This window comes from Spongiibacter sp. C9W, assembly GCF_057370015.1.
In genome coordinates, this window is sequence record NZ_CM170672.1 from 446405 (window position 1) to 468610 (window position 22206).

At 52.7% G+C, this 22206-nt stretch carries 17 protein-coding genes, 4 pseudogenes and 1 other annotated feature; of the genes and pseudogenes, 13 read left to right on the forward strand and 8 right to left on the reverse strand.

Annotated features, from left to right (window positions below):
* Positions 1-42: 42 nt before the first annotated feature.
* The 4 genes and pseudogenes from cadR to AC2Q8J_RS02150 all read left to right on the forward strand — a co-directional run.
* Positions 43-468 carry a Cd(II)/Pb(II)-responsive transcriptional regulator gene (gene cadR, locus AC2Q8J_RS02135; RefSeq protein ID WP_008251028.1) on the forward strand — a complete coding sequence of 142 codons (426 nt, stop codon included), beginning with the start codon at positions 43-45 and terminating at the stop codon, positions 466-468.
* A gap of 2 nt (positions 469-470) precedes the next feature.
* On the forward strand, positions 471-1721 hold the full coding sequence (locus AC2Q8J_RS02140) for a site-specific integrase (RefSeq protein ID WP_008251029.1): 1251 nt from the start codon (positions 471-473) through the stop codon (positions 1719-1721).
* Positions 1722-1750: 29 nt separating this feature from the next.
* Positions 1751-3637: pseudogene (locus AC2Q8J_RS02145) on the forward strand (DUF4158 domain-containing protein); the annotation flags it as partial.
* A gap of 49 nt (positions 3638-3686) precedes the next feature.
* Positions 3687-3863, forward strand: a pseudogene (locus AC2Q8J_RS02150) (transposase); the annotation flags it as partial.
* 52 nt (positions 3864-3915) lie between these two features.
* On the opposite strand, the gene AC2Q8J_RS02155 reads toward AC2Q8J_RS02150, so the two are convergent.
* Positions 3916-4991 (reverse strand): IS3 family transposase gene (locus AC2Q8J_RS02155; protein ID WP_286838887.1). Its coding sequence is split into 2 segments (ribosomal slippage): positions 3916-4742 and positions 4742-4991, totalling 1077 coding nucleotides; the frame shifts between segments, so codons are not numbered across the junction.
* 79 nt (positions 4992-5070) lie between these two features.
* On the opposite strand from AC2Q8J_RS02155, the pseudogene AC2Q8J_RS02160 reads away from it, so the two are divergent.
* From AC2Q8J_RS02160 to AC2Q8J_RS02170, 3 genes and pseudogenes are all read left to right on the forward strand, one after another.
* Positions 5071-6104, forward strand: a pseudogene (locus tag AC2Q8J_RS02160) (IS3 family transposase); the annotation flags it as partial.
* Positions 5169-5285, forward strand: a sequence feature (AL1L pseudoknot). It overlaps the preceding pseudogene by 117 nt.
* Before the next feature lie 40 nt (positions 6105-6144).
* Positions 6145-7269 (forward strand): annotated as a pseudogene (locus AC2Q8J_RS02165) (transposase); the annotation flags it as partial.
* A gap of 68 nt (positions 7270-7337) precedes the next feature.
* Positions 7338-8563, forward strand: a protein-coding gene (locus AC2Q8J_RS02170) for an IS3 family transposase (protein ID WP_486451996.1) whose coding sequence is annotated in 2 segments (ribosomal slippage) — positions 7338-7668 and positions 7668-8563 — 1227 coding nt in all. Because the reading frame shifts where the segments join, the coding sequence is not laid out codon by codon here.
* A gap of 37 nt (positions 8564-8600) precedes the next feature.
* Here AC2Q8J_RS02170 and metH read toward each other — a convergent pair.
* Positions 8601-12296 (reverse strand): methionine synthase, encoded by a 3696-nt coding sequence (metH, locus tag AC2Q8J_RS02175; protein ID WP_286838488.1) that lies wholly within the window; start codon positions 12294-12296, stop codon positions 8601-8603.
* A gap of 162 nt (positions 12297-12458) precedes the next feature.
* Here metH and nfuA point away from each other — a divergent pair, with 162 nt between their 5' ends.
* The 4 genes from nfuA to AC2Q8J_RS02195 are packed head-to-tail and all read left to right on the forward strand — an operon-like array spanning position 12459 to position 14718.
* A complete protein-coding gene (gene nfuA / locus AC2Q8J_RS02180) occupies positions 12459-13061 on the forward strand; it encodes a Fe-S biogenesis protein NfuA (protein ID WP_027873774.1) in 603 nt (200 codons plus the stop codon).
* Between the two features lie 50 nt (positions 13062-13111).
* Positions 13112-13522 carry an acyl-CoA thioesterase gene (locus AC2Q8J_RS02185; RefSeq protein ID WP_286695074.1) on the forward strand — a complete coding sequence of 137 codons (411 nt, stop codon included), beginning with the start codon at positions 13112-13114 and terminating at the stop codon, positions 13520-13522.
* Positions 13522-13974, forward strand: coding sequence for a YchJ family protein (locus AC2Q8J_RS02190; RefSeq protein ID WP_286695073.1), 453 nt, complete (start codon positions 13522-13524; stop codon positions 13972-13974). Before AC2Q8J_RS02185 ends, AC2Q8J_RS02190 begins: the two co-directional genes overlap by 1 nt.
* 3 nt (positions 13975-13977) lie before the next feature.
* Positions 13978-14718 carry an endonuclease/exonuclease/phosphatase family protein gene (locus tag AC2Q8J_RS02195; protein ID WP_286838485.1) on the forward strand — a complete coding sequence of 247 codons (741 nt, stop codon included), beginning with the start codon at positions 13978-13980 and terminating at the stop codon, positions 14716-14718.
* Between the two features lie 136 nt (positions 14719-14854).
* On the opposite strand, the gene AC2Q8J_RS02200 is transcribed toward AC2Q8J_RS02195, so the two are convergent.
* Positions 14855-15931 (reverse strand): 3-deoxy-7-phosphoheptulonate synthase, encoded by a 1077-nt coding sequence (locus tag AC2Q8J_RS02200; RefSeq protein WP_286838483.1) that lies wholly within the window; start codon positions 15929-15931, stop codon positions 14855-14857.
* A 137-nt stretch (positions 15932-16068) separates the two neighbouring features.
* Between AC2Q8J_RS02200 and AC2Q8J_RS02205 the strand changes: the two genes are divergently transcribed.
* Positions 16069-16329 carry a hypothetical protein gene (locus tag AC2Q8J_RS02205; RefSeq protein ID WP_286838482.1) on the forward strand — a complete coding sequence of 87 codons (261 nt, stop codon included), beginning with the start codon at positions 16069-16071 and terminating at the stop codon, positions 16327-16329.
* Positions 16330-17628 (forward strand): methyltransferase domain-containing protein, encoded by a 1299-nt coding sequence (locus AC2Q8J_RS02210; RefSeq protein ID WP_286838480.1) that lies wholly within the window; start codon positions 16330-16332, stop codon positions 17626-17628. It begins immediately after the preceding gene.
* Here AC2Q8J_RS02210 and AC2Q8J_RS02215 read toward each other — a convergent pair.
* The 5 genes from AC2Q8J_RS02215 to AC2Q8J_RS02235 all read right to left on the reverse strand — a co-directional run bounded on the left by AC2Q8J_RS02215 (position 17625) and on the right by AC2Q8J_RS02235 (position 22184).
* A complete protein-coding gene (locus AC2Q8J_RS02215) occupies positions 17625-18491 on the reverse strand; it encodes a TIGR03619 family F420-dependent LLM class oxidoreductase (RefSeq protein ID WP_286838478.1) in 867 nt (288 codons plus the stop codon). The two genes, AC2Q8J_RS02210 and AC2Q8J_RS02215, sit on opposite strands and share 4 nt — an antisense overlap.
* Positions 18492-18535: 44 nt before the next feature.
* Positions 18536-19015: a low molecular weight protein-tyrosine-phosphatase gene (locus AC2Q8J_RS02220; RefSeq protein WP_286838476.1), complete on the reverse strand. Its 480-nt coding sequence runs from the start codon at positions 19013-19015 to the stop codon at positions 18536-18538.
* 76 nt (positions 19016-19091) lie between these two features.
* Entirely contained in the window at positions 19092-20222 is a 1131-nt protein-coding gene (locus tag AC2Q8J_RS02225) for a methyltransferase (protein ID WP_286838474.1), read from the reverse strand.
* 4 nt (positions 20223-20226) lie between these two features.
* Complete coding sequence (locus AC2Q8J_RS02230) at positions 20227-21117, reverse strand: tyrosine-protein phosphatase (RefSeq protein ID WP_286838472.1); 891 nt, start codon at positions 21115-21117, stop codon at positions 20227-20229.
* Complete coding sequence (locus AC2Q8J_RS02235; protein WP_036256146.1) at positions 21114-22184, reverse strand: AraC family transcriptional regulator; 1071 nt, start codon at positions 22182-22184, stop codon at positions 21114-21116. Before AC2Q8J_RS02235 ends, AC2Q8J_RS02230 begins: the two co-directional genes overlap by 4 nt.
* Positions 22185-22206: the final 22 nt, after the last annotated feature.

Here is a 22206-nt window from a genome sequence, read left to right on the forward strand (position 1 = left end):
AGGCTACACTCTATAGTAACAATAGAGTCAAGGGGGAAACCTATGAAAATTGGTGAGCTCGCTAAACGCAGTGGCTGTTCGATCCAAGCGATACGCCACTACGAAAAGGAAGGCTTAATCTCCGAGCCTGCTCGTACTGACGGCAACTTCCGTATATATAGTACTGGCGCGCTTGAAAAATTGTCATTCATCAAGAATTGCCGTGCGCTGGATCTGACGTTAAGCGAAATCAAACACCTCATCTCGCTACAACACTCACCAGGCACACCGTGTGAAGCGGTGAATGACATGATTGATGCTCACCTGCACATTGTCGAGACCCGTATCACGGATCTCCAAAATCTTCAGCGTGATCTAAAGCGGTTGCGACATAAATGTGGTCGCGCACGATCTATCGATCAGTGCGGAATATTAAATGAACTATCGCCAAAATCGCAGCATACGTTTACAGATAACAAAAGGAAGTAAGGGTGACAGACCTTGATCACTATATCCGGGCGGCAACACGCGATAACACGCGTTTAAGTTACCGTGCGGCTGTTGAACATTTTGAAAGTCACTGGGGTGGTTTTCTTCCTGCGACCGCCGATAGCGTGGCTCGCTATTTGGTGGATTATGCAAATACTTTGTCAGTAAACACACTGCGTCAACGACTAGCTGGTCTAGCGGCCTGGCATCTTGATCAGGGCTTTCCTGACCCGACCAAAGCCCCGCATGTAAAAAAAGTGTTAAAGGGCATCGCCGAATTGCACCCAGTCGTCCCAAAGCAAGCCAAACCAATTCAGCTTGACCAGCTAACGCTACTGGTAAGCTCGTTTGATCATTTTATTGAAACTGGCTCACCAAAAGAAGCGCTGCAATCGATCCGGGATAAAGCCCTATTGTTGATCGGTTTCTGGCGTGCGTTCCGCAGTGATGAATTAGCCCGACTTAGTGTAGAGCATATTCAGGCGGAGTCTGGAAAAGGGATGGACATATTTGTCCCCCGCAGTAAAGGCGATCATTCTAGACTGGGGCGGCGATACAAGGCTCCTGCATTAAAACAACTTTGTCCTGTCGAAGCTTATTTAGATTGGGTCAGTGCGGCGCAAATAAAGGTCGGGCCGGTTTTTCGTTCGATTAATCGTTGGGGACATATATCCGAAGACGCACTTCATCCCGCAAGCATCATCGGCATTATTCAGCAGTGCTGTTCACGAGCCGACATAGATGAGGCGAACTTGTTTAGCAGTCACTCTCTAAGAAGAGGTTTCGCCACCTGGGCAAATGCGCAAGGTTGGGATACGAAATCCTTGATGGAATACGTGGGTTGGAAAGATGTTCAGTCCGCGATGCGATACATAGACTCGCCAGATCCATTTGCTCAGTATCGTACAGAAACGGGAATTGCTACGGTAATTGCGCCAATCGAACAAGATGAACAAAAAACCATCCAAACGCTATTGGAGGTTCTTCTCGTTCTAGAGCCTTATAGCAAGCTTTCCAAGCGCACTGACAGAGCAAAAAAATTAATCGAGGGGTATTGCTTGTCGCCGTTGTCAATGAATAAAGTCAATTTAGAAGGAAGGCATTACGAGATTATGGTCGAGCACAGTGACTACGATTCATTGGATGAAATCCTAGATGAACTACTTCACCGAATGCACGAGATCGCGTCAGAGAATCAATGCATGCTGGAGGTTAGCGTTCGCGATCCTCGCACCGATAAACACTGGGATTAACAGACTCTGTTTTTAAAGGAATTTGAAATATGAGCAGTCTGCATGAAACTGCCTATCCTCGACTGCGCAACACCATCACAGATAAAGAGCTCAAGGAGTATTACACTCCAACACCAGAAGAACTAATACTGATCTCATCAGAAAAAAGGCCGATTCTACGTGTCGGGCTCATTCTGAATTTAAAATTACTTCAACGACTCGGATACTTTGTGCCTGTGGCCTCAGTGCCACGCTCGATTATGCAGCATGTGCTCGATGCGATGGGTATAAAACGACCGATTACTCTTAAACAGCTCAAAGACTACGACCGGTCGGGGTCTCGATCACGTCAGCAACAACAATTAAGGGAATATCTCGGCATAAAGCCATTCGATTTAAGCGACCAGCCTTGGCTCACTCAAATTGCTGAAAATGCATCAGAGACAAAAGAGATGCTCGCAGATATCATCAACGTGATGCTAGAGGAATTGGCGCATCATCATTTCGAGCTGCCCGGATTTACAGTCCTCAAACGAATCGCTCGCGCAGCAAGAAATAAAGTCAATGATGCCTGTTTTCGCGAGATTGGACTGGATCTCTCGCCAGAAGCCAAACAAAAAATTGATGAATTACTGAACCCGTCCGATGGCGCTTACAGTGCCTGGAATATTCTTAAACGTGAACCCAAAAAGCCGGGTAACAAAGAAGTTCGAAGTTATCTTCAGCATGTTCATTGGCTCCAAACATTAGGTGAAACTCTCCCTGAGGCCAACATTCCGGTTGTGAAATATCGGCAGTTTGCCCTAGAGGCTCGTGCATTAACAGCCCCCGAAATGGCACGACTCAAAGTCCATAAGCGCTATGCACTTGCCGTAATATTGATTCGCCAACAACATAGTAAAGCCTTGGACGATGTTGCAAACTTGTATATCAAGATGCTGCGAAGCATGGAAGCTGGTGCCCAGGCCGCATTGAACAAATATATCCTGGAGCACCAAAAACAAATCGATGCCTTGATTGCAAAATTTCGCGACGTTCTTATCGCTTACGACCAAGATTCTGAACAATTAGCCAAACTGCAAGCGATTGGAGGTGTCTTGGGCGATGACGCTAGCGCGCTGATTGATCGTTGCAATCAGCACATTGCTTATGCCGGAAACAATTACTACCCCTTCATGTTAAGCAATTACCGCCAGAAACGCGCTTTGCTTTTCAATTGTCTGGATATACTGGATTTGCAATCAAGCTCCAGCGATACCAGCAGCACGACATTGCTTATCCTGCTAAAGAGTTTGCGTAGTACTCGATCAGAATTTATCAGCGAAGAGACACTTAATCAGCATTTGCCTGAGCCATTTGATACCAGTTGGTTTACAGAAAAATGGCGCAAGCTGATCCTGTCGAACACGAAGAACGAAACCGGAATAACTCAACGACTTTTCCATAGAAAATACCTTGAACTCTGTTTGTTGTTACACATCAAGCACGAGCTCTCATCGGGCGATTTGTATATTCCGTTTAGCGTCGAATTTGATGACTATCGCGAGCAACTGGTGGACGATGAAACATTGGATGACGAATTAGACGAGTATAGTGAACAGGTGGAGATGCCACTGAATAATGCGCATTTGTTTGTTACTAACTTAAAGCAGGAGCTATCAGATCGATCAAAACAGGTAGACGAGCGATTTCCTGCCAATCTTCACGCCTCGATCAAAGAGGGTAAGCTGTCGATCAGTCCGATAAGAAGTGAACAACCGTTAGCCGAACTGCAAAAACTCGATGCACTGATTACGGAAAACCTCCCTGAAGTAAGCATTATTGACATCCTTACCGACACTGAAAAGTGGCTTGGTCTGCATAAACTATTTGGGCCGTTGTCAGGGAATGAATTACGTATAGATGAACCCGAAAAGCGTTTCATCACCACGTTATTTGAATCCCCCCGGGTTTATCGGAGGCTAACTTTCTTGAGAGAATTAGCTGATGAGCAAACGACCTGGATACTCTCCCGAAGTTCGGGAACGCGCTGTTCGCATGGTGTTAACCGGCGAGCATGAACACAAATCCCGCTGGGCGGCGATACAGTCTGTCGCGGCCAAGATTGGCTGTACCCCTGAGACCTTGCGGTCTTGGGTTAACAAAATAGAAGTAGATAGCGGTGCTGACCTTTCCCCAGAGTTAGTACCACAGCCCCGATGAGATTATCCAAAAGTTATGCCGCCTGTTTTGCAAATGCAACAGGTGGCAGATAATCCAGAGAACTGTGTGGTCGAACGTGGTTGTAGTGGTGCCGCCACTGGTCGATCTCGACTCTGGCTTCCTCCATTGACCGGAACCAATGACGGTTTAAACACTCGTTCCTGAACTTTCCATTCAAGCTTTCTACAAAAGCATTCTGCGTTGGTTTTCCTGGCTGTATGAAGCCAAGCTTTACTCCGGACTCCTGGCTCCAGAAAAACATGGCCTTACTGGTAAATTCGGTGCCGTTATCGCAGACAATCATATTCGGTTTACCGCGAGCCTCGATCAATTGGCTAAGAAAGCGAGCAACTTGCCGTCCACTAATTGACACGGAAACCAATTGCCCAACCATCTCGCGGGAATAATCATCAACGACATTGAGCACTCGGAAGCGTCGTCCATTAGTCAACTGGTCTGATACAAAGTCCATCGACCAGCGCTGATTGATGCCCAGAGGCGCCTCCATTGGCAGCCTTGGGCGCTGTAGCTTCTTCCGCTTCTTGGTGCGTACCTGAAGGCCTTCTTCGGTGTATATCCGGTACGTACGCTTCTTATTAACAACTAGCCCTTCAGCTTTGAGAAGGCCATGTAGAAGCAGATAGCCATAAGCAGACTGTTCAACCGCCAATTCCTTTAGCCGTGCTCTCAGAGCTCCATCGTTACTTGGTCTCGCCTGATAGCGATAGGCCGTCCTGCTGATGCCCGCTAATCGACAGGCTGCTCGTTCACTGATGCGATGTTCAAGGATCATGTGTTTGGCTACCTGCTTGCGACCGACGGGCTTCACCACTTTTTTGACAGCACATCCTTCATCGCTTCAACTTCAAGGAGCTTGTCGGCTAATAACTTCTTAAGCTTGTTGTTCTCGCTCTCCAGTTCACGTAGCCGCTTGGCCTCGTTAACTTCCATCCCGGCGAATTTGCTACGCCAGTTGTAGAACGTGCCAGTTGAAATCCCCAGGTTGCGACAGATGTCTTCAACCTTGGCTCCAGCCTCATGCTCTTTGATGGCCTTGATGATTTGTTCGTCGCTGTATCGCTTCTTCATACTGAGATCTCCATCCCGTTAGGTTAACTGGAAATCTCATCTTGGTCATGGTTCCAAAATCGGGGGAAAGGTCAGTGCCAGACCTGGTGTCACCACTGATCAAGCCGCTCGGCTGAAACAGCTGGAACGAGAGAACCGTGAGCTGATGCGGGCCAATGAGATACTGCGTAAGGCCGCCGCTTTTTTCGCCCAGGCGGAGCTCGACCGCAAACCGAAGTAATGGCGGCGTTTATTGATCAGGAACGCGAGAATCACGGTGTCGAGTCAATCTGCAAGGTGTTGCCGATTGCGCCGTCCACGTATTACCGATTCAAAGACTTGGAAGCCAATCCTGCCAAACGCTGCATGCGTACTCGACGGGACGAGACGTTGAAGCCTGAGATTGTGCGGGTCTTTGATGAGAATCAGCAGGTGTATGGCGCCCGCAAAGTCTGGAAGCAGCTAAATCGGGAATCGATTAGTGTTGCCCGCTGTACGGTTGAGCGGTTGATGTCCGGATTGGGGTTGGAAGGTGTAAAGCGCGGTAAGCGCTGCATCACCACGATCCCTGATGAGCTGGCTGAGAAGCCGCTTGATTTGGTGAGTCGCCAGTTTACCGCGCAGGCCCCGAACCAGCTTTGGGTGGCTGACATCACGTATGTGGCTACTTGGTCAGGCTTTGTCTACGTGGCTTTTGTTGTGGATGTTTTCTCCCGCTATATCGTGGGTTGGCGCGTGCTGAAGAGTTTGCAGACGGATATTGTACTGGACGCCTTGGAGCAGGCGCTGTGGGCGAGAGGCAAGCCCAATGGCGTCATCCATCACAGTGACAGGGGTAGCCAGTATTTGTCGATTCGCTATACCGAACGGCTGGCAGAAGCTGGATTTCAAGCCTCGGTGGGGAGTGTTGGCGATTCCTACGATAATGCTCTGGCGGAAACGATCAATGGACTATACAAGGCTGAGGTCATCCACAAGGATGGGCCATGGAAAGGGTTGGATGAAGTGGAGCGGGCAACGCTGACCTGGGTAGACTGGTTCAACCACCGACGGATACTGAGTTCAATTGGTGATATACCGCCATCGGAATACGAAGATCTGTATTATCAACAAGGCGAGTCTGCAGTTGCATGACTCAAACCAAAAACCCTCCGATAAACCCGGGGGGATTCAATTTTGCTATGGCTGTAATCTAGGGCCAGTTCAAACAGCCAAGTCTGTGAAGAATATCAGCAGAAAGCAGATTGCCTGGCTCAACCTTAGACATGCTTCCGAAGATCGCTTGGACAAAGCGATCACCCAAGTCGTCAATGCTTACAATAAATTTGATCTACCTAAATACTGGGGCAGCGGCAAGCACGCGTCGGCTGATGGAACGATGTGGGATCTGTACGAACAGAACCTGTTAACGGAATACCATATTCGATATGGCGGTTATGGTGGTATTGGTTACTACCATGTTTCCGATACCTACATTGCATTGTTCAGTCATTTTATTCCATGCGGTGTCTATGAAGCGGTGTACATACTAGACGGACTAATGAACAACAAATCTGACATCCAGCCCGATACGTTACATGGCGACACACAGGCGCAAAGCTATCCAGTATTTGGTTTGTCACATTTGCTGGGCATCAATCTCATGCCTCGAATCCGCAACATTCAGGATTTGTTGCTTTTCCGACCTGACAATCGATATCGATACAAAAGTATTGAGCCCTTGTTTGCAGGAAGCATAGACTTCAAATTAATCGAGCGGCATCTTCGAGATATGCTTCGCGTCGTCATATCGATCAAGAAAGGCAAAATTACCGCCTCAACGATTTTGCGTAGGCTTGGGACCTACAGTCGTAGAAACAAGCTATATTTGGCATTTAAAGAGCTGGGAAAGGCGATAAGAACACTCTTTTTACTGCGCTATATCGATGAAATTGAGCTTCGAAAAACCATTCAATCAGCCACAAACAAAAGTGAGGAATTTAACGGTTTTATTAAATGGCTCTTTTTTGGAGGTGAGGGCATCATTGCAGAAAACGTCCGTCATGAGCAGCGGAAAATCGTTAAATACAACCAGCTAGTAGCTAATATGGTGATTCTCTATAACGTTGAGAAAATGACCCATGTTCTGAAGCATTTGTCGAAAGAGGGTGTGATAATCAACAAAGAGCTGCTTAATGGGCTCTCACCATACCGAAATTCTAATATTAATCGCTTTGGTGACTACAATTTGGATCTGGAAAAAGTAATTCCGCCGCTGGATTTTGGAATCAAGATACTGGAGACAGAAAAAGCGAAATAAGACTTATATATCAATAATTTAAGGTACAATTGGCGAATTTTTCCAGAATGACGGCCGACCCTCTATTTATGGATACCACTATACCGCCCCCCAAAAAGCGTACTCAGCGCGATTACACACTGGGCTTTAAATTGTCCGTCGTAGAGCAAGTCGAAAAAGGCGAGCTCACTTACAAGCAGGCCCAAAACCGATATGGCATACAGGGCCGCAGCACGGTTCTCGTCTGGCTTCGCAAACATGGTAAATTGGACTGGTCATCCTCCGGAGGGCGTATGTCTAACACACCTGAAACGCCAGAACAGAAGATCAAACGCTTAGAGCGCGAACTCCAAGATGCGAATGATCTCAATTACTTGCATCGCGAAATGCTGCGACAGGTAGACCATGACTGCGGGACCGATTACGTAAAAAAGTCTTTATCCGCACAGCAAGGTTCTCGCAGGCGAAAGGGCGGCTGAGCTTAGCCAAATCTTGCCGTCTGCATGGGATTAGTCGTCAGGCCGTTTACCAGCGCCTTAGCCGTCATCGGCAGCGCCAGCAAGAACTGGAGCCGGTGAGGGAATGGGTTCTGGATCTGCGGCGCAAGATGCCTCGGCTAGGCACCCGAAAGCTGTATTTCCTGCTCAAGCCTCGCTTGGACGCGAGGTGCATCAAGCTGGGCAGGGACGGATTGTTCACCTACCTGCGAGAGCATCGGCTACTGATTACCCCCAAACGGAGTTATATCAAGACGACGCACAGCAAGCACTGGATGCGAAAGCACCCCAACCTATTTAAGGATATGACCGTGACTCGCCCTGAGCAGGCTTATGTCAGCGACATTACGTATGTGGAGTCTGATGAGGGTGTTCATTATTTATCTTTGGTGACAGATGCTTACAGTAGAAAGATCGTTGGTCATCAACTAAGTCGCGACATGAGTGCTGAGCAGGTGGTCAACGCTCTGAAGCATGCTGGGGACTCCCGGCTAAGCTATCGGCCACTAATTCATCACTCTGATCGGGGGCTGCAATATTGCTCTGCGATCTATCAGGATGAGTTGCGCCAGCAAGCGATTACCCCGTCGATGACTGACGGTTATGATTGTTATCAGAATGCCTTGGCGGAGAGGATCAACGGGATATTGAAACAGGAGTTTCTCGTATCGAGATGCCGCAGCTTCGAGGAACTCAAACGAGTAATCGCCGAGTCTGTAGAGATATACAATACATTACGGCCGCACCTGAGCCTGGGACTTAAAACACCCGAAGAAGTGCATAAAAAAGCCGCCTCCTATACGGAAGCGGCTCCATGAAACCTGACAACCTATGCCAGGACGGGACACGCCACTGTTAGGGATCGTAGTCCAAAATCGGTGACAGCCAGCGTTCCATTGTCGCCATTTCCATCCCTTTTCGCTTCGCGATGTCGGCCACCTGGTCCTTGCCCACACGCCCCACGGCAAAGTAGCGTGACTCCGGGTGGGAGTAGTAGAAACCACTCACGGCGGCCGCAGGGAACATCGCCAAGTGTTCTGTCAAACTAATGCCCGTGTTCTCGGTGGCATTGAGTAATGTAAACAGTGTTTCCTTTTCTGTATGGTCGGGGCAAGCCGGATAGCCGGGAGCAGGGCGTATGCCGCGGTAGGCTTCCTTAATCAGCGCCTCGTTGTCCAGGTCTTCCTCTGGGGCGTAAGGCCAAAACTCCTTGCGAACACGCAGATGCATGTGTTCGGCAAACGATTCTGCCAGGCGATCAGCTAGCGCTTTCACCATAATGGCACTGTAATCGTCATTGGCATCCTCGTAACGCTTCGCTAGCTCTTCCGCGCCGATTCCTGTGGTCACCGCAAAGCCGCCCACGTAGTCTTCGACATCGCTACCCTCGGGTGCAATGTAGTCGGCCAGGCTCATTTGCGGTTTATTGTCCGCTTTTTGGGCCTGTTGGCGCAGGTGATGGAGCAGGGCGATTTCTTCGCCCTGCTCGTTAAACACGGCAATATCATCGCTGCCGCGACGCTTGGCGGGCCAAAAACCAATCACGGCGTTGGCCTTGATGTGCTTCTCGTTAATTAATTTATCGAGCATTTTCTGCGCGTCGTTGTATAGATTTTGCGCAGCCTCGCCGACTTTCTCGTCGTTGAGAATTTTTGGATACTTGCCCGCCAGTCCCCAGGAGATGAAAAACGGCGTCCAGTCGATGGTCTCGCGCAAGGCTTCCAGTGGGTAGTCTTCAAAGACTTTGGTGCCGGTAAAGCTGGGTTTGGGCGGCTGATAGTCACTCCAATCGAAAGGCAGGGCGCGCTCGCAGGCCGCCGAATAGTCCAGCAGTCGGGTTTTCTGGGCATTGCCTGCGCGGCGTGCGCGAATGCGCTCGTATTCATCACGGCGGTCAGCGACGAACTGCGCCTTCAGGTCCTGGCTTATCAGCTGGGTGGCAACGGCGACGCTGCGGGAGGCATCCGGCACGTAGACAGTGACATCATTTTGATACTTCGGCTCAATTTTTACCGCGGTATGCGCCTTCGATGTTGTGGCACCGCCGATCATCAGTGGTACTTGGTAATCCAAGCGTTGCATCTCACTCGCCACGTGGACCATCTCGTCAAGTGAGGGTGTGATCAGCCCGCTAAGGCCGATAATGTCTACCTCTTCGGCTTTCGCCGTTTCCAAGATCTTATCGGCCGAGACCATAACGCCCAGGTCGATTACCTCAAAGTTATTACACTGTAGAACAACGCCAACAATGTTTTTGCCAATGTCGTGAACATCGCCTTTCACCGTCGCCATTAGCACTTTGCCGTTGGCCTTGGCGCCGACCTCTTTGCCAGCTTCAATAAAGGGGTTTAGGTAGGCAACGGCCTGTTTCATCACCCGGGCAGATTTTACAACCTGGGGCAGGAACATCTTGCCATCGCCGAATAGATCACCAACAACGTTCATGCCGTCCATCAACGGGCCTTCAATCACGTCGATGGGTTTTGCCGCTTCTTGTCTTGCGGCCTCGGCATCCTCTTCGATAAACGTGGTGATTCCTTTTACCAAAGAGTGCTCTATACGCTTGGCGACCGGCCATTCACGCCAGCTAAGGTCTTCCTGCTGGGCCATGCCCTTGCCGTCACCGCGGTATTTCTCGGCGATATCGAGCAGCCGCTCGGTGCTGTCGTCGCGGCGATTCAAGATGACGTCTTCCACCGCGTCGCGCAGCTCGTCTGGCAGGTCGTCGTAGATGGCGAGCTGACCCGCGTTAACGATACCCATGTCCATACCGGCTTTGATCGCATGGTAGAGAAACACCGAGTGAATCGCCTCGCGCACCGGGTTGTTGCCGCGGAACGAAAACGACACGTTGGAAACACCGCCAGAAACCATGGCGCCGGGGAGTTTGGCTTTGATATAGGCGGTGGCTTCAATAAAGTCGACGGCGTAGTTGTTGTGCTCGTCGATACCGGTGGCTACCGCAAAAATATTGGGGTCGAAAATAATATCTTCCGCGGGGAAGCCGATCTCATCGACCAAAATATCGTAGGAGCGCTTACAGATTTCTGCTTTGCGCTTAAAGGTATCTGCCTGGCCGTCTTCGTCAAAGGCCATCACCACCACGGCGGCGCCAAACTTCATGCACTGGCGAGCGCGATCGCGAAATTCCTCTTCACCTTCTTTTAGTGAGATCGAATTGACCACGGGTTTTCCCTGAATGCACTTCAGGCCAGCCTCGATAATCTCCCACTTAGACGAGTCCACCATGATGGGCACGCGCGAGATATCGGGTTCAGAGGCAATCAAGTTGAGGAAGGTCACCATTGCCGACTGGGCGTCGAGCATGCCTTCATCCATATTGATGTCGATGATCTGCGCGCCATTTTCCACTTGCTGGCGAGCAACAGATAGCGCTTCGTCGTAATTACCTTCCAAAATCAGCCGCTTGAAGATCGCCGAACCCGTTACATTGCAGCGTTCACCGACGTTGACGAACAGGCTGTCGGCGGTGATGTTGAAGGGCTCCAGGCCAGATAGGCGACATGCGGGCGCTCGCTCGGGCAGCGCTCGGGGAGCGACACCTTCCACGGCGCGTGCGATTGCTTCGATATGGGCTGGGGTCGTGCCGCAGCAACCGCCCACTAGATTCAGGTAGCCGCGCTGTGCAAATTCGCGCAGCTCGCCGTGCATATCATCGGGGGTTTCGTCGTACTCGCCGAATTCATTAGGCAAGCCAGCATTAAAGTGGCCGCTAAAATAGCAGTCTGCCGCGTCGGCGAGCTCTTCAACAAAGGGGCGAATTTCGCTGAATCGACGGCCACAGTTGGTGCCAACGATCAGCGGCTTGGCGTGGGCAATACTATTCCAGAACGCCGTCGGGGTTTGGCCGGAAAGGGTGCGCCCACTGGTGTCGGGAAACGTTACCGATATCATGATCGGTAGCTCAATATTGTGGTCTTCAAAATACTGCAGCACCGCGTATACAGCGGCCTTGGCGTTCAGGCTGTCGAAGATGGTCTCGATTAGCAGCAGATCCGCGCCACCGGTCACCAGACCGCGGGTGGCGGCATAGTAGTCGCTGACCAGCTTGTCGAAATTGATATTGCGCGCGCCCGGGTCATTTACATCGGGAGAAATAGACGCGGTCCGCGGGGTGGGGCCGATAACACCGGCCACAAACCGGGGTTTATCCGGGTTGCGGGCCGTTTCGGCGTCAGCCACCTCTCGGGCAAGCCGGGCGCCTACAACATTGAGCTCTTCGGCGATCTCGCCCAATTCATAGTCATCCTGCGCGACCATGGTGGAGTTAAAGGTATTGGTCTCGATGATATCGGCACCAACATCCAAAAACGCCTGATGAATATCGCGAATCAGCTGAGGCTGGGTCAGTGTTAGTAGATCATTATTGCCACGCACGTCCTTGTGGTAATCGGCAAAGCGTTCGCCTCGGTAAGCAGATTCTTCCAGCTTGTACTGTTGAATCATGCTGCCCATGGCCCCATCTATTACCAGTATGCGGTCTTTGATGGCAGCTTTTAGTAGATCGGCGCGGGCAGTAGAGTGAGTCATGTAGGTCCTGATGCTGTTTTACGTGGGGCAAGTAGCCGTTCATAGGCTGTGGCCGGAATGGCCTTCGTGCTAAACTGCGCAATTCTATCAGATTGTCAGCTTGGCATAGAAATTTCATCTCACTGCCGCTTACGATCCGTCCGGAGTCCATACGAGGTACATATGACGACAGAGCAAGCCGAGGTCAAATTAACCATCACCGAGTCCGCGCAGGGCTACCTGGCTGAACTGCTTTCCAAACAAGACGACGTGATCGGTGTTCGTGTGTTTATTACGCAACCGGGCACGCCAAAGGCGGAAACCTGCATTGCTTATTGTCGCGATGACGACGCGAAAGATGACGATATCGTCATTGATTACAGCGGTTTCAAGGCCTATTTCGAGGGTCGCAGCGTGCCATTTTTGGAAGATGCGCTGATCGACTATTCGAAAGATCGCATGGGTGGTCAGCTAACGATCAAGGCGCCCAACGCTCGTCTGCCAAAGGTCAGTGCCGACAGCCCCCTGGAAGATCGCATCAATTATGTGTTGTACAACGAGGTTAACCCCTCACTTGCTGCCCACGGCGGTGAGGTGTCGCTAGTTGAAATTACCGAAGACCATATTGCCATTTTGAAATTTGGCGGCGGTTGCCAGGGTTGCGGCATGGTCGATGTCACCCTCAAAGAGGGGGTTGAGAAAACCCTGGTTGAGCAGGTGCCCGAATTGAACGGCGTGCGGGATATGACCGACCACAGCAACACGGATAACGCCTACTTTAAATAAGCCTGCTTCCTCGCATTCCGCGCCGCCTGGCGGCGCCAGAAGGATTTGCCATGATTTCGCTTCCCTATACGCGCACCTGCATACAGGTGCGCTTTTCCGACTTAGACTTTCTCGGCCACGTGTCCAACAGCGTCTACGCGCAATATTTTGACTTGGCGCGCATCGATTTTTTTCGCGAGTTGGATAAAGTCTCCAAAGCGCCTCACAACGTGGTGGCGAGTGTGAAAATGGATATGCTGCGTGAAATTCGCTTCGACCACGAGGTTGTGGTCGATACCTGGTGCTCGCACGTTGGCAACAAAAGCATGACCATCGAACACCACATCTATGCCAATGGCGAATGTGCCACCACCTCGAGCAGTGTGATTGTCGGTTTTGATCGCGAGACGCGCAGCGCCATTGCGCTGCCAAGTGACTGGCAAGTCACTGATCCCAGTTTAATTCCTGCAAAACCGGCCTGATGGACGCGGCGTGCCCCTGCGGCAGTGATAGCAACTACGCGGATTGCTGTCAGCGCTATCACACTCATCAGGCCACCGCGAGCACGGCCGAGCAATTGATGCGCTCGCGCTACTGTGCATTCGTGGTGGGCGACAATCGCTACCTTCGCGATAGCTGGCACCCCGATTTTCGCCCGCAAGACCCACTTATTAGCGATGACACGCCCTGGCTAGGCCTGCGTATATTGGCTGCGCCAGCCCCACAGGCGGACGCGGCGACCGTCGAATTTGTGGCATTTTATAGTCAGCAGGGGCGCGTAGCGCAGTTGCATGAGCGCTCTCGGTTTATTCGTATGGACGGCAGGTGGTACTACACCGAAGGTGATCAACTGCCAGCTATCAAGCTTGCGCGCAACGACCGCTGCTGTTGTGGCAGTGGCCGCAAACAGAAACACTGCCATGCGGAATGCTAACTTGTGAAATCGCTGCGAATACTTTCCTATAACGTGCACAAAGGGTTCAGCGCCCGTAATCGGCGCTATTTGCTCGATGAAATTCGCGAAGGCATTCGCAGTGTAAACGCCGACATTGTCTTTCTACAGGAAGTTGTTGGCGAAAACCGCGACCACGCTAAACGCTGGGAAAATTGGGTGGACGCTGGCCAGTTTGAGTACCTGGCTGACAGCGTGTGGCCGCATTTTGCCTACGGCCGCAACGCGATCTATCAGCACGGTCATCACGGCAATGCCATCCTCAGCAAATACCCCATTGTTAACAGCGATAATGTCGATGTGTCAGTGATGAAGCGCTCCCAGCGCGGCTTACTGTTCGCGCAAATTACCCCCGGTGTTCAGCTGGTTTGTGCGCATATGGGCTTGTTGGCCTGGGAGCGACGCCGCCAATTCAAGCAATTGAAGCATCAGCTTATGGCGCGAGGTAGCGCTGCTGAGGGCTTGATTATCGCCGGAGATTTTAACGACTGGCAGTTGCGTCTGCACAAGCATTTCTATCGTGATCTGGATGTTCGGGAGGCGATGACGGAAATACAGGGGCGCCCCGCAAAGAGCTTCCCCGCACCGTATCCACTGTTACCGCTGGATCGCATTTACTACAAGGGCTTGGTATTGCGTGAGGCGAAGGTGCTGCGCGGAGAGCCGTGGCGGTCGCTGTCAGATCACTGCGCCCTCTATGCTGAATTTGCTTTACCCAATCGCTAAAAAAAGCCCCGGATAAACCGGGGCAAAGCCATAGATGGTGTAGAAGCACTTAGCTTTACGCCAAAAATATTCGGGTGGATCAACAAATAATAAAAAAGGCGCCAATTGGCGCCTTTTAATCATTCCGGTGGGGCTTTTAACCGCGCTTGCGGCCGGGGAGCACATCGCGAAGTTTATCGCGCATATCGCGCAGCGCAGCCTCAGTTTCCTCCCAGCCGATGCAGCCATCAGTGACTGATACGCCGTATTCGAGCTCAGAAAGGTCAGCCGGGATTTTTTGGTTGCCGGGCTTGAGGTTACTTTCGATCATCAAACCGACAATCGAGGTGTTACCTTCGATGATCTGGTTAGTGACATTCTCCATAACCAAAGGCTGGAGGCTCGGTTGCTTGTTGGAGTTTGCGTGGCTGCAATCCACCATGATATTGAGTGGGTATCCGGCTTTATCCAGGGCGGCTTCACACAATTTAATATGAACAGAGTCATAGTTAGGCCCGGCGCTACCGCCGCGCAATACCACATGGGCGTAACGGTTGCCGCGCGTGTGGATCACTGCCACCTGGCCTTCGCCGTTAATACCGAGAAAACGGTGGGGTTTTACCGCTGAGCCAATAGCGTTCATGGCAACGTCTAAGCCGCCGTCGGTGCCGTTCTTAAAGCCGACGGCAGAAGACAGGCCGCTGGCCATTTCGCGGTGAGTCTGCGACTCGGTTGTTCTCGCACCAATCGCCGACCAGGAAATGCAATCCTGCAAGTACTGAGGCGAAATAGGGTCCAGAGCTTCGGTTGAGGTCGGCAAGCCCAGCTCGGCAATATCGAGCAGCAATTTGCGGCCGATATGCAAACCCTCTTCAATTTTAAAGGTGTCGTTAAGGTAGGGGTCGTTGATCAAACCCTTCCAACCCACGGTAGTACGCGGTTTTTCAAAATACACGCGCATAACGATCACTAGCGTGTCTTGAAGCTCATCAGCCAGCGTTTTCAAGCGCTGAGCATAATCCATAGCCAGTTCGACATCGTGAATAGAGCAGGGGCCAACCACAATAAACATGCGGTGGTCTTTGCCGTCCAGGATATTGCGCACGGTTTCGCGACCGGCAGAGACAACGGCTTTGGCGCTGTCGCTCATTGGCAGGGCCGCCTTCAGGCGCGCAGGAGTAATCAGCACTTCCTGTGCTTCGACATTAAGGTTTTCGATGATGGTTTCTGACATGGCTTACCGGATTCTGTCCCGAATCAAAACGTTATAGAGCCTGATATTCTAACTGAAAAGCGTGCCAATAAAATATCAACTGGCGGTGAACATGGCTAAAATAGCGGCTTTTCGACGAATAATTGCAAGAGTGCCCTATGCCAACCGCTTTTCCATTGCTTTTCATGCTCGCGGTGTCAGCGCCTGTGGCGGCTGAGACGCCGACGGCACAGCCGCCCATAGAGCGTTGGTCGCCAGCGGTGCGCCCTGCCTCTGAGCCTGCGATCGCACAGTGGCCCTGCGACCGTCTCAGCGAGGTGACCGTTGTGAGTGATAAACAGCAGCGGCAATTGCGAGAGCGGAAAAAGCAATGCTTGCAACGCTACCAGCAATTTATTCCAGCGACGGGGCTGCGCTAGATGGCGACGATTTTCAAACCTTCGAAGCGCAATGCTCGCGCTAAACGCGCAACGCCTGCCGATAAGGGCGTGTTTGAGTTGCACATAGAACGTCTGGCCGATGACGGCAGAGGCATCGCCCATCATAACAACAAGGTGGTGTTCGTCCTGGGTGCACTGCCTGGCGAGCGTGTGCAGGCGCGCGTGCTCAAGCGCCACAAGCGCTTCGATGAAGCAGAGAGTGTCCAGCTGTTGGCGGCGTCCGGTCACCGTGTCACACCGCCGTGTTCGCAGTACGGTCAGTGCGGGGGGTGTCAGCTCCAGCATTTGGCATATCCCGAGCAAGTTGAGCATAAGCGTTTACGCCTGTCAGCGATCATTGATGAGTGCGTTGATATAGAGGTAATGGCTGGGCCGCCAGAGGCTTACCGCCACCGAGCGCGCTTGTCATACCGCGCGGGGCACCTGGGGTTCAAGGCAGCAGCAACCCACCATATTGTCGATACGGCAGCCTGTTCAGTGTTAGAGCCAGCGCTGAATGCGGCAATTGCTGCCGTTCGCGAGCCCTTGTTGCACGCGTTAAAACAGAGCCACCAGGCCGAATTGCTTTTTAGCCTGGGAGAGGGCGGCAGAGTCGGCTTGGCCGTTGAGGACAGTCGCCGCAGAAGCAGAGAGTGGAGCGAATCGTTAGCAAACGCCTTATTACCAGCGGTGCAGCTTTATCAGGTACGTAGTTCGGACGGAATCTGGGTAAATGATTGCGAGCCGCTTCGCTACAGCAGCTCGGTTTCCCATGCCTTGCACTTTACGCCGACTGACTTCACCCAGGCTAACCGCGAGCTGAATACGCAGCTGGTCGAGCGCAGTGTAGCCTGGTTGGACGCGCAGGCCGGAGAATTCGTCATTGATTATTTCTGCGGGCTGGGCAATTTCAGCTTCCCCCTTGCCCAGTCGGGCGCCTCCGTGCTCGCGGTCGACGCCGGCGAGGAGATGTTGGCGCGGGCGCGGCAGCGGACGCAGGAGCAGGCATTAGCCATAGAGTTTGCCTGCGCCGACCTGTTTGAGTCGGCGCAGATTCCGCTTCGCCAGGCCAGCGCCGCCTTATTGGACCCTCCAAGGGCGGGCGCCAGGGCAGTGTGCGAAGCCATTGCTGGCTCACTATCGATGCGCAGGGTGGTGTATGTGTCGTGTGACCCCGCTACCTTGGGCCGCGATCTCGCAATTTTGTGTGAGGCGGGCTTCGAGATAAAAAAAGCGGCGATGGTAGATATGTTCCCGCATACCCACCATATGGAGTCGCTGATTTTGCTGGAGCGCTAGGCCATTTTTGCAATAATGTCCTGCGCATAGCGCAGCACGCCGTCGCGTTTTTTCACCGGGTCGTCGGTATTGCCATGGTAGAACGGCCAGGGTTGAGTCAGGATGTGGGTAATGCCGTTGTCTTCGAGTTTGCGGTAGGCATCGGGGGTAAAGGCGTCTGACGGGGTCGCCATCACTGAGAACTGCTCGGGGTTGAATCCCTGCTCTTCACGGTAGCGGCGAATCAGTTTGACGGAGTCGATGATTTCGTCGCTGGTTTGTAAATCGCTCACCCAACCGTCGTGGTGGGCCGCGCGACGCATGGCCGCCTTACTGATGCCGCCCACCCAGATCGGCGGCAGCTCAGTGGGCGCCGGGTTCATTTCTAAACGGGGAAATTGGTAGAATTGTCCCTGGTAACTCACCATCTCACCGCTCCAGAGCAGCGGCAATATTTCCAGCATTTCATCGGCGCGTTTTCCGCGAGTATGAAAGTCCTGTTGCAACAGCCCGAATTCATCCTTAGACCAGCCGACACCGATCGCGGGAATGACGCGATTATCTGAAACGATAGCCGCGGTGCTAATTGCCTTGGCAACGAGAAATGGGTTGCGCATCGGCAGCACAAAAATATTGTTGGTGAATTTAAGATTTTTGGTCACCGCCGCCAGAGCGGCAATCATAACCCAGGGGTCTGGCCAATCGGTGAAAGGCTGCCAGCGGCGCTCGCCATCTTTTGTATAGGGATAGTCGTGACTCAATGTTTCGGGATTGACCACGTGGTCGGAAAACGACATGGCTTCCCAGCCGCTTTCATCGGCGGCGATGGCGAGTTCACGGAGTTCCTTCAAGGGGCAAAAAGACGAAGAGAGAACGAATTTCACAGTGGGTTCCTGCCGTATTTGATTATTATTTGGGGCGTGACACGCTAAAGTTGGTGCTGCTGACGAATGTGACTCAGTAAGGCGTCGATGGCGTTTTCCAGCGTACGTATGACATGGTCGAACTGTTCGGCGTTGTCATAAAACGGGTCAGGAATCTGGCTGTTACCGCCGTTGCTTTGATAGTGAAGCAGTAGGTTGATCTCCCCGTTAAAGTCCGCCGGTGCCCAGGCCTCAACATTGCTGAGATTTTTGCGGTCCATCACAATGACGTAGTGGCTGCGATGGTAGTCGTCATCGCATATTTGCCGGGCGATCTGTTGGGAAATATCGTAGCCCGCTTTCTCAGCGGCCTGAATTGAGCGTGGGTCGGGCGCCTTGCCAATGTTAAAGGCTGCGGTGCCACAGGAGTCCACTGAAATATGCTCGCTAAGCCCGGCCTCGGCAACTTTATATTCGAGAATACCCTGGGCCGCAGGCGAACGGCAGATATTCCCCAGGCAAACAAACACTACGTGAATAGACATAAACAGCTCAATAAATAACAGAACCGTCAAAGTAGCATGCTGTACCGGAGCGCAGCATCACCCATTTGGTGGGCCGCTACCCCTGCGTTTTCTGCGCTAGCAAAACGACAAACTTCGCGTCCGAACGAAGCACCTCGCAGTTGCCAAAGCGCTTCTTTAACAGTTTGTGGTAGTCAAGATGGCGGTTCCCCACAACGCAGAATTGGCCGCCTGGTGCCAAATGCGCATGGCTGTCTGAGAACATCTGGCGCGCGATGTGATCTCCCAGCTGCTGCTCTTGGTGGAACGGCGGGTTACAAACGATGGTGTCAAACGGGGCGCCGTCGTAACCGTGCATGCAATCGCGAGCATAAAACTGGGCAGCTGCGCCCGGCAGATTATCGCGTACATTGTGCCTGGCGCTGTCTATTGCCATATAGGATTCATCGAAAAAATGCAGCGCCGTCTCCGGCCAACGCTTTCCCGCCATAATGCCCAGCAGGCCATTGCCACAACCCAAGTCCGCCAGTGAGTATGGCGTGTGAAGGTCGCCCAATGCGTTGAGCAGCAAGCGGCTACCCCTGTCTAACTTGCCCCGGGAAAAAACGTTGGCGCGATTGTTGAGTGAAATGCCCAGTTCGCTGCTGTCTAGTGCTAGCGAGTCGTCGTCTACGGCCGCGCCGGGGCTGAGTGATTGCAGGTGTATCAGGCGGGCTTTTTTCCATGCCAGGCTGGCTGCAGCCTCGCCAATGCTTTCTGAAAACACCGCCATGCTTGAGCTGTCCAAGTACTTGGCCATGCAGGCGCCAATAAATACGTCGGGTGAGCGCAGCAGCTGAGCGATGTGCTGGAGCTGATAGCGCAGGTAACTGTGGTTGCGTGGCAAGCGATAGATAATGCGATCGAAGCTGCCTGTGGGTGCCTCGCAGCTGCTCAGCAGTGCGGGAGCATTGCGTTGGTTTGCCGCGCAATTTTCAAGGCATGCCCGGTGGGCAACCGCCGAGTCTGACCAAGAAATACACTCATAGTCCGACAGCGCGGCAGCGAGACAGCCAAAGGCGTCGTTTACGAGCAATAGGCGACTGCCCTTTGGCGGAGGGTTTTCGGCAAGGTAATTGAGCAGGTAGCGGTCGGCCGCATCCCAGGCCTGAAGTACTTCGTTGCGACGGCGGGGCCGGCGCTGCAGGGTGAGTTCGCCGAAAGGACTTTCCAGAGTGGTGGTGTTCAAAGGTTTAGCCGTCTTCGAGTAAAAGCTCGCGAAGCTGCTGACGTGCCAGCGCGTCCAGTTTTAGGCCATGCTCAAAGTAATCCGCCAAGCTGCCGTAGTGCTCATCGATCGCCTCAAAGGCGGCGTTAATAAACTGTGGCTGAACATGAAATAAGGTGCGAATTACCGCTTCGTCGGCGGTTAACATGTCCATTTGGGCAATCTGCTCGATCACCTGGTCGATGCGCTCCGCCGTGTAGTGATTGGTCGCCAGGTAGTCCTCCATTATCGTATCTTCGGGGACGTCCAGGGCGTGAAGCAGTAGCGCGGCGGCAAGGCCGGTTCGATCTTTTCCTGCGGTGCAGTGAAAGAGCTGGGGGTAGTGGTCCTGTTCCAAAAGGGAGTGCATCCACTGACGATAAACGGGTGTGTAGCGCACCACCATCTCGCGATTGGCGTCGACCAGAAAAGCCGCCATATCATCGGCGCTGACATCTTCCTGTTGCAGGCGCGCAGTGACCAGCTCAATTTGTGCCGCATCGACGGTAATGGGCATGGCATCGACCCGAACTGCGTAACCGGCGGCCAGTGCATGGGGTGCTGACAGGCGTTCTTCATCTGACCTAAAGTCGACGATCCGCTTTACCTCCAGCCTCTGCAAGTAACGCTGGTCCTCCTCGCTGAGTGAGGACAGCTTGTCGGTGCGATAAATCATGCCCCATTTAAGTTGCTGACCATCGCGATTTTTATAGCCGCCGAGGTCGCGAAAATTATGCGCTTGTTCAAAGGGCAATTTGCGAAGGCTGTGGCGTTCATGATGGGGCAACTGGCTGGGAATTGGCCGCTGCGCCGCAGTCAAGCCACGGTGTTGGGAGGCCAAGTGGAGGCTTTTTGCAATCTCGTCGTACTGACTCATTGGGCGGGTTTCTCGGCGGAGTGGGGTGACTGCCGGCTGGCGCGATATTCGCCGGGTGTCATGCCGGTCCATTTTTTAAAGGAGCGGTGAAAAGCACTGGGTTCATCGAAGCCCAATAGTGCTGACACGGCATTGATTTTCAGCTCCGGCTGATTGAGCCAACGCAGAGCGTGCTCCTTGCGTAGCTCGTCCTTGAATTGCTGATAGGTGGTTCCCAAATCTTTGAGCCGGCGGCGCAGGGTGCGCACAGACATATTCAGGTTCTCTGCCATTGTCACGACGCTGGGGAATTCGTGGCTGAGATCATTGCCGACGATGCGCTTCATTTGTGACAGCAGAGAGCTGTCGTCATCGTCTTGCGATACCAACAGATGGTAGGGGGCATCGCGAAGGAATTTGCGCAGTGATTCCTCCGTGTGAATCAACGGGCAGTCCAGGCAGTGCTCGGCCAATAAGAACGCGTTGTGTTCACGGCCGTAGTGAATTTCGCAGTTAAACAGGTGTTCAAAGTACTCGGGGTTGTCGGGTGCGCTGGCCTGCATGTGCACGGCAATCAACTCAAGCGGTTTACCGATAAGCCACTGGCAGAAGCGGCGCCAGATCGCCATGGTGTGTGCCATGGTGTAGCGCTGGTCAATGGTGTCATCACTTTCTGCCAGTTCCACGTCGCTGGGGAAGCGGTAAAAGGCGGTACCGTCGCCGAGGCGCTCCACTGGTCGGCGCGCCGCGCTGGGAACGTCGCTCAAGGTTCTGCAAAACACGATAAATTCGGCGGCGCGACGCAGTGCTTGTTCCAGTGTTTCACAGTGGATGATAAACAGTGACAGCATGCGAAAGCTGCCGGCCGGCGTTCGCTGACGAAGGCCCAATCCAAAGGACTCATCTTGCAGCAGCCACATAACGCGGCGATAAATCTGCGAGTAATACTGGGCGTCAATGGGCGAGTCCAGGTCCGCGCTGGGAGACAGCGGGTCTATCGGCAACTGTAGAGACCTGAGGAGTTCGGCACCGTTGTAGCCCTGCGCTTCGGCAACCTGCAGCATGCTGCGGGCATATTTCAGCGGCACGGGGTCTCTTTTAGCGTGGGGG

Bases quoted from the DNA above. Each gene is read 5' to 3' on its own strand.
- cadR (WP_008251028.1), top strand. From the start codon at position 43: ATGAAAATTGGTGAGCTCGCTAAACGCAGTGGCTGTTCGATCCAAGCG.
- metH (WP_286838488.1), bottom strand. From the start codon at position 12,296: ATGACTCACTCTACTGCCCGCGCCGATCTACTAAAAGCTGCCATCAAA.
- nfuA (WP_027873774.1), top strand. From the start codon at position 12,459: ATGACGACAGAGCAAGCCGAGGTCAAATTAACCATCACCGAGTCCGCG.
- AC2Q8J_RS02185 (WP_286695074.1), top strand. From the start codon at position 13,112: ATGATTTCGCTTCCCTATACGCGCACCTGCATACAGGTGCGCTTTTCC.
- AC2Q8J_RS02190 (WP_286695073.1), top strand. From the start codon at position 13,522: ATGGACGCGGCGTGCCCCTGCGGCAGTGATAGCAACTACGCGGATTGC.
- AC2Q8J_RS02200 (WP_286838483.1), bottom strand. From the start codon at position 15,931: ATGTCAGAAACCATCATCGAAAACCTTAATGTCGAAGCACAGGAAGTG.
- AC2Q8J_RS02205 (WP_286838482.1), top strand. From the start codon at position 16,069: ATGCCAACCGCTTTTCCATTGCTTTTCATGCTCGCGGTGTCAGCGCCT.
- AC2Q8J_RS02210 (WP_286838480.1), top strand. From the start codon at position 16,330: ATGGCGACGATTTTCAAACCTTCGAAGCGCAATGCTCGCGCTAAACGC.
- AC2Q8J_RS02220 (WP_286838476.1), bottom strand. From the start codon at position 19,015: ATGTCTATTCACGTAGTGTTTGTTTGCCTGGGGAATATCTGCCGTTCG.
- AC2Q8J_RS02230 (WP_286838472.1), bottom strand. From the start codon at position 21,117: ATGAGTCAGTACGACGAGATTGCAAAAAGCCTCCACTTGGCCTCCCAA.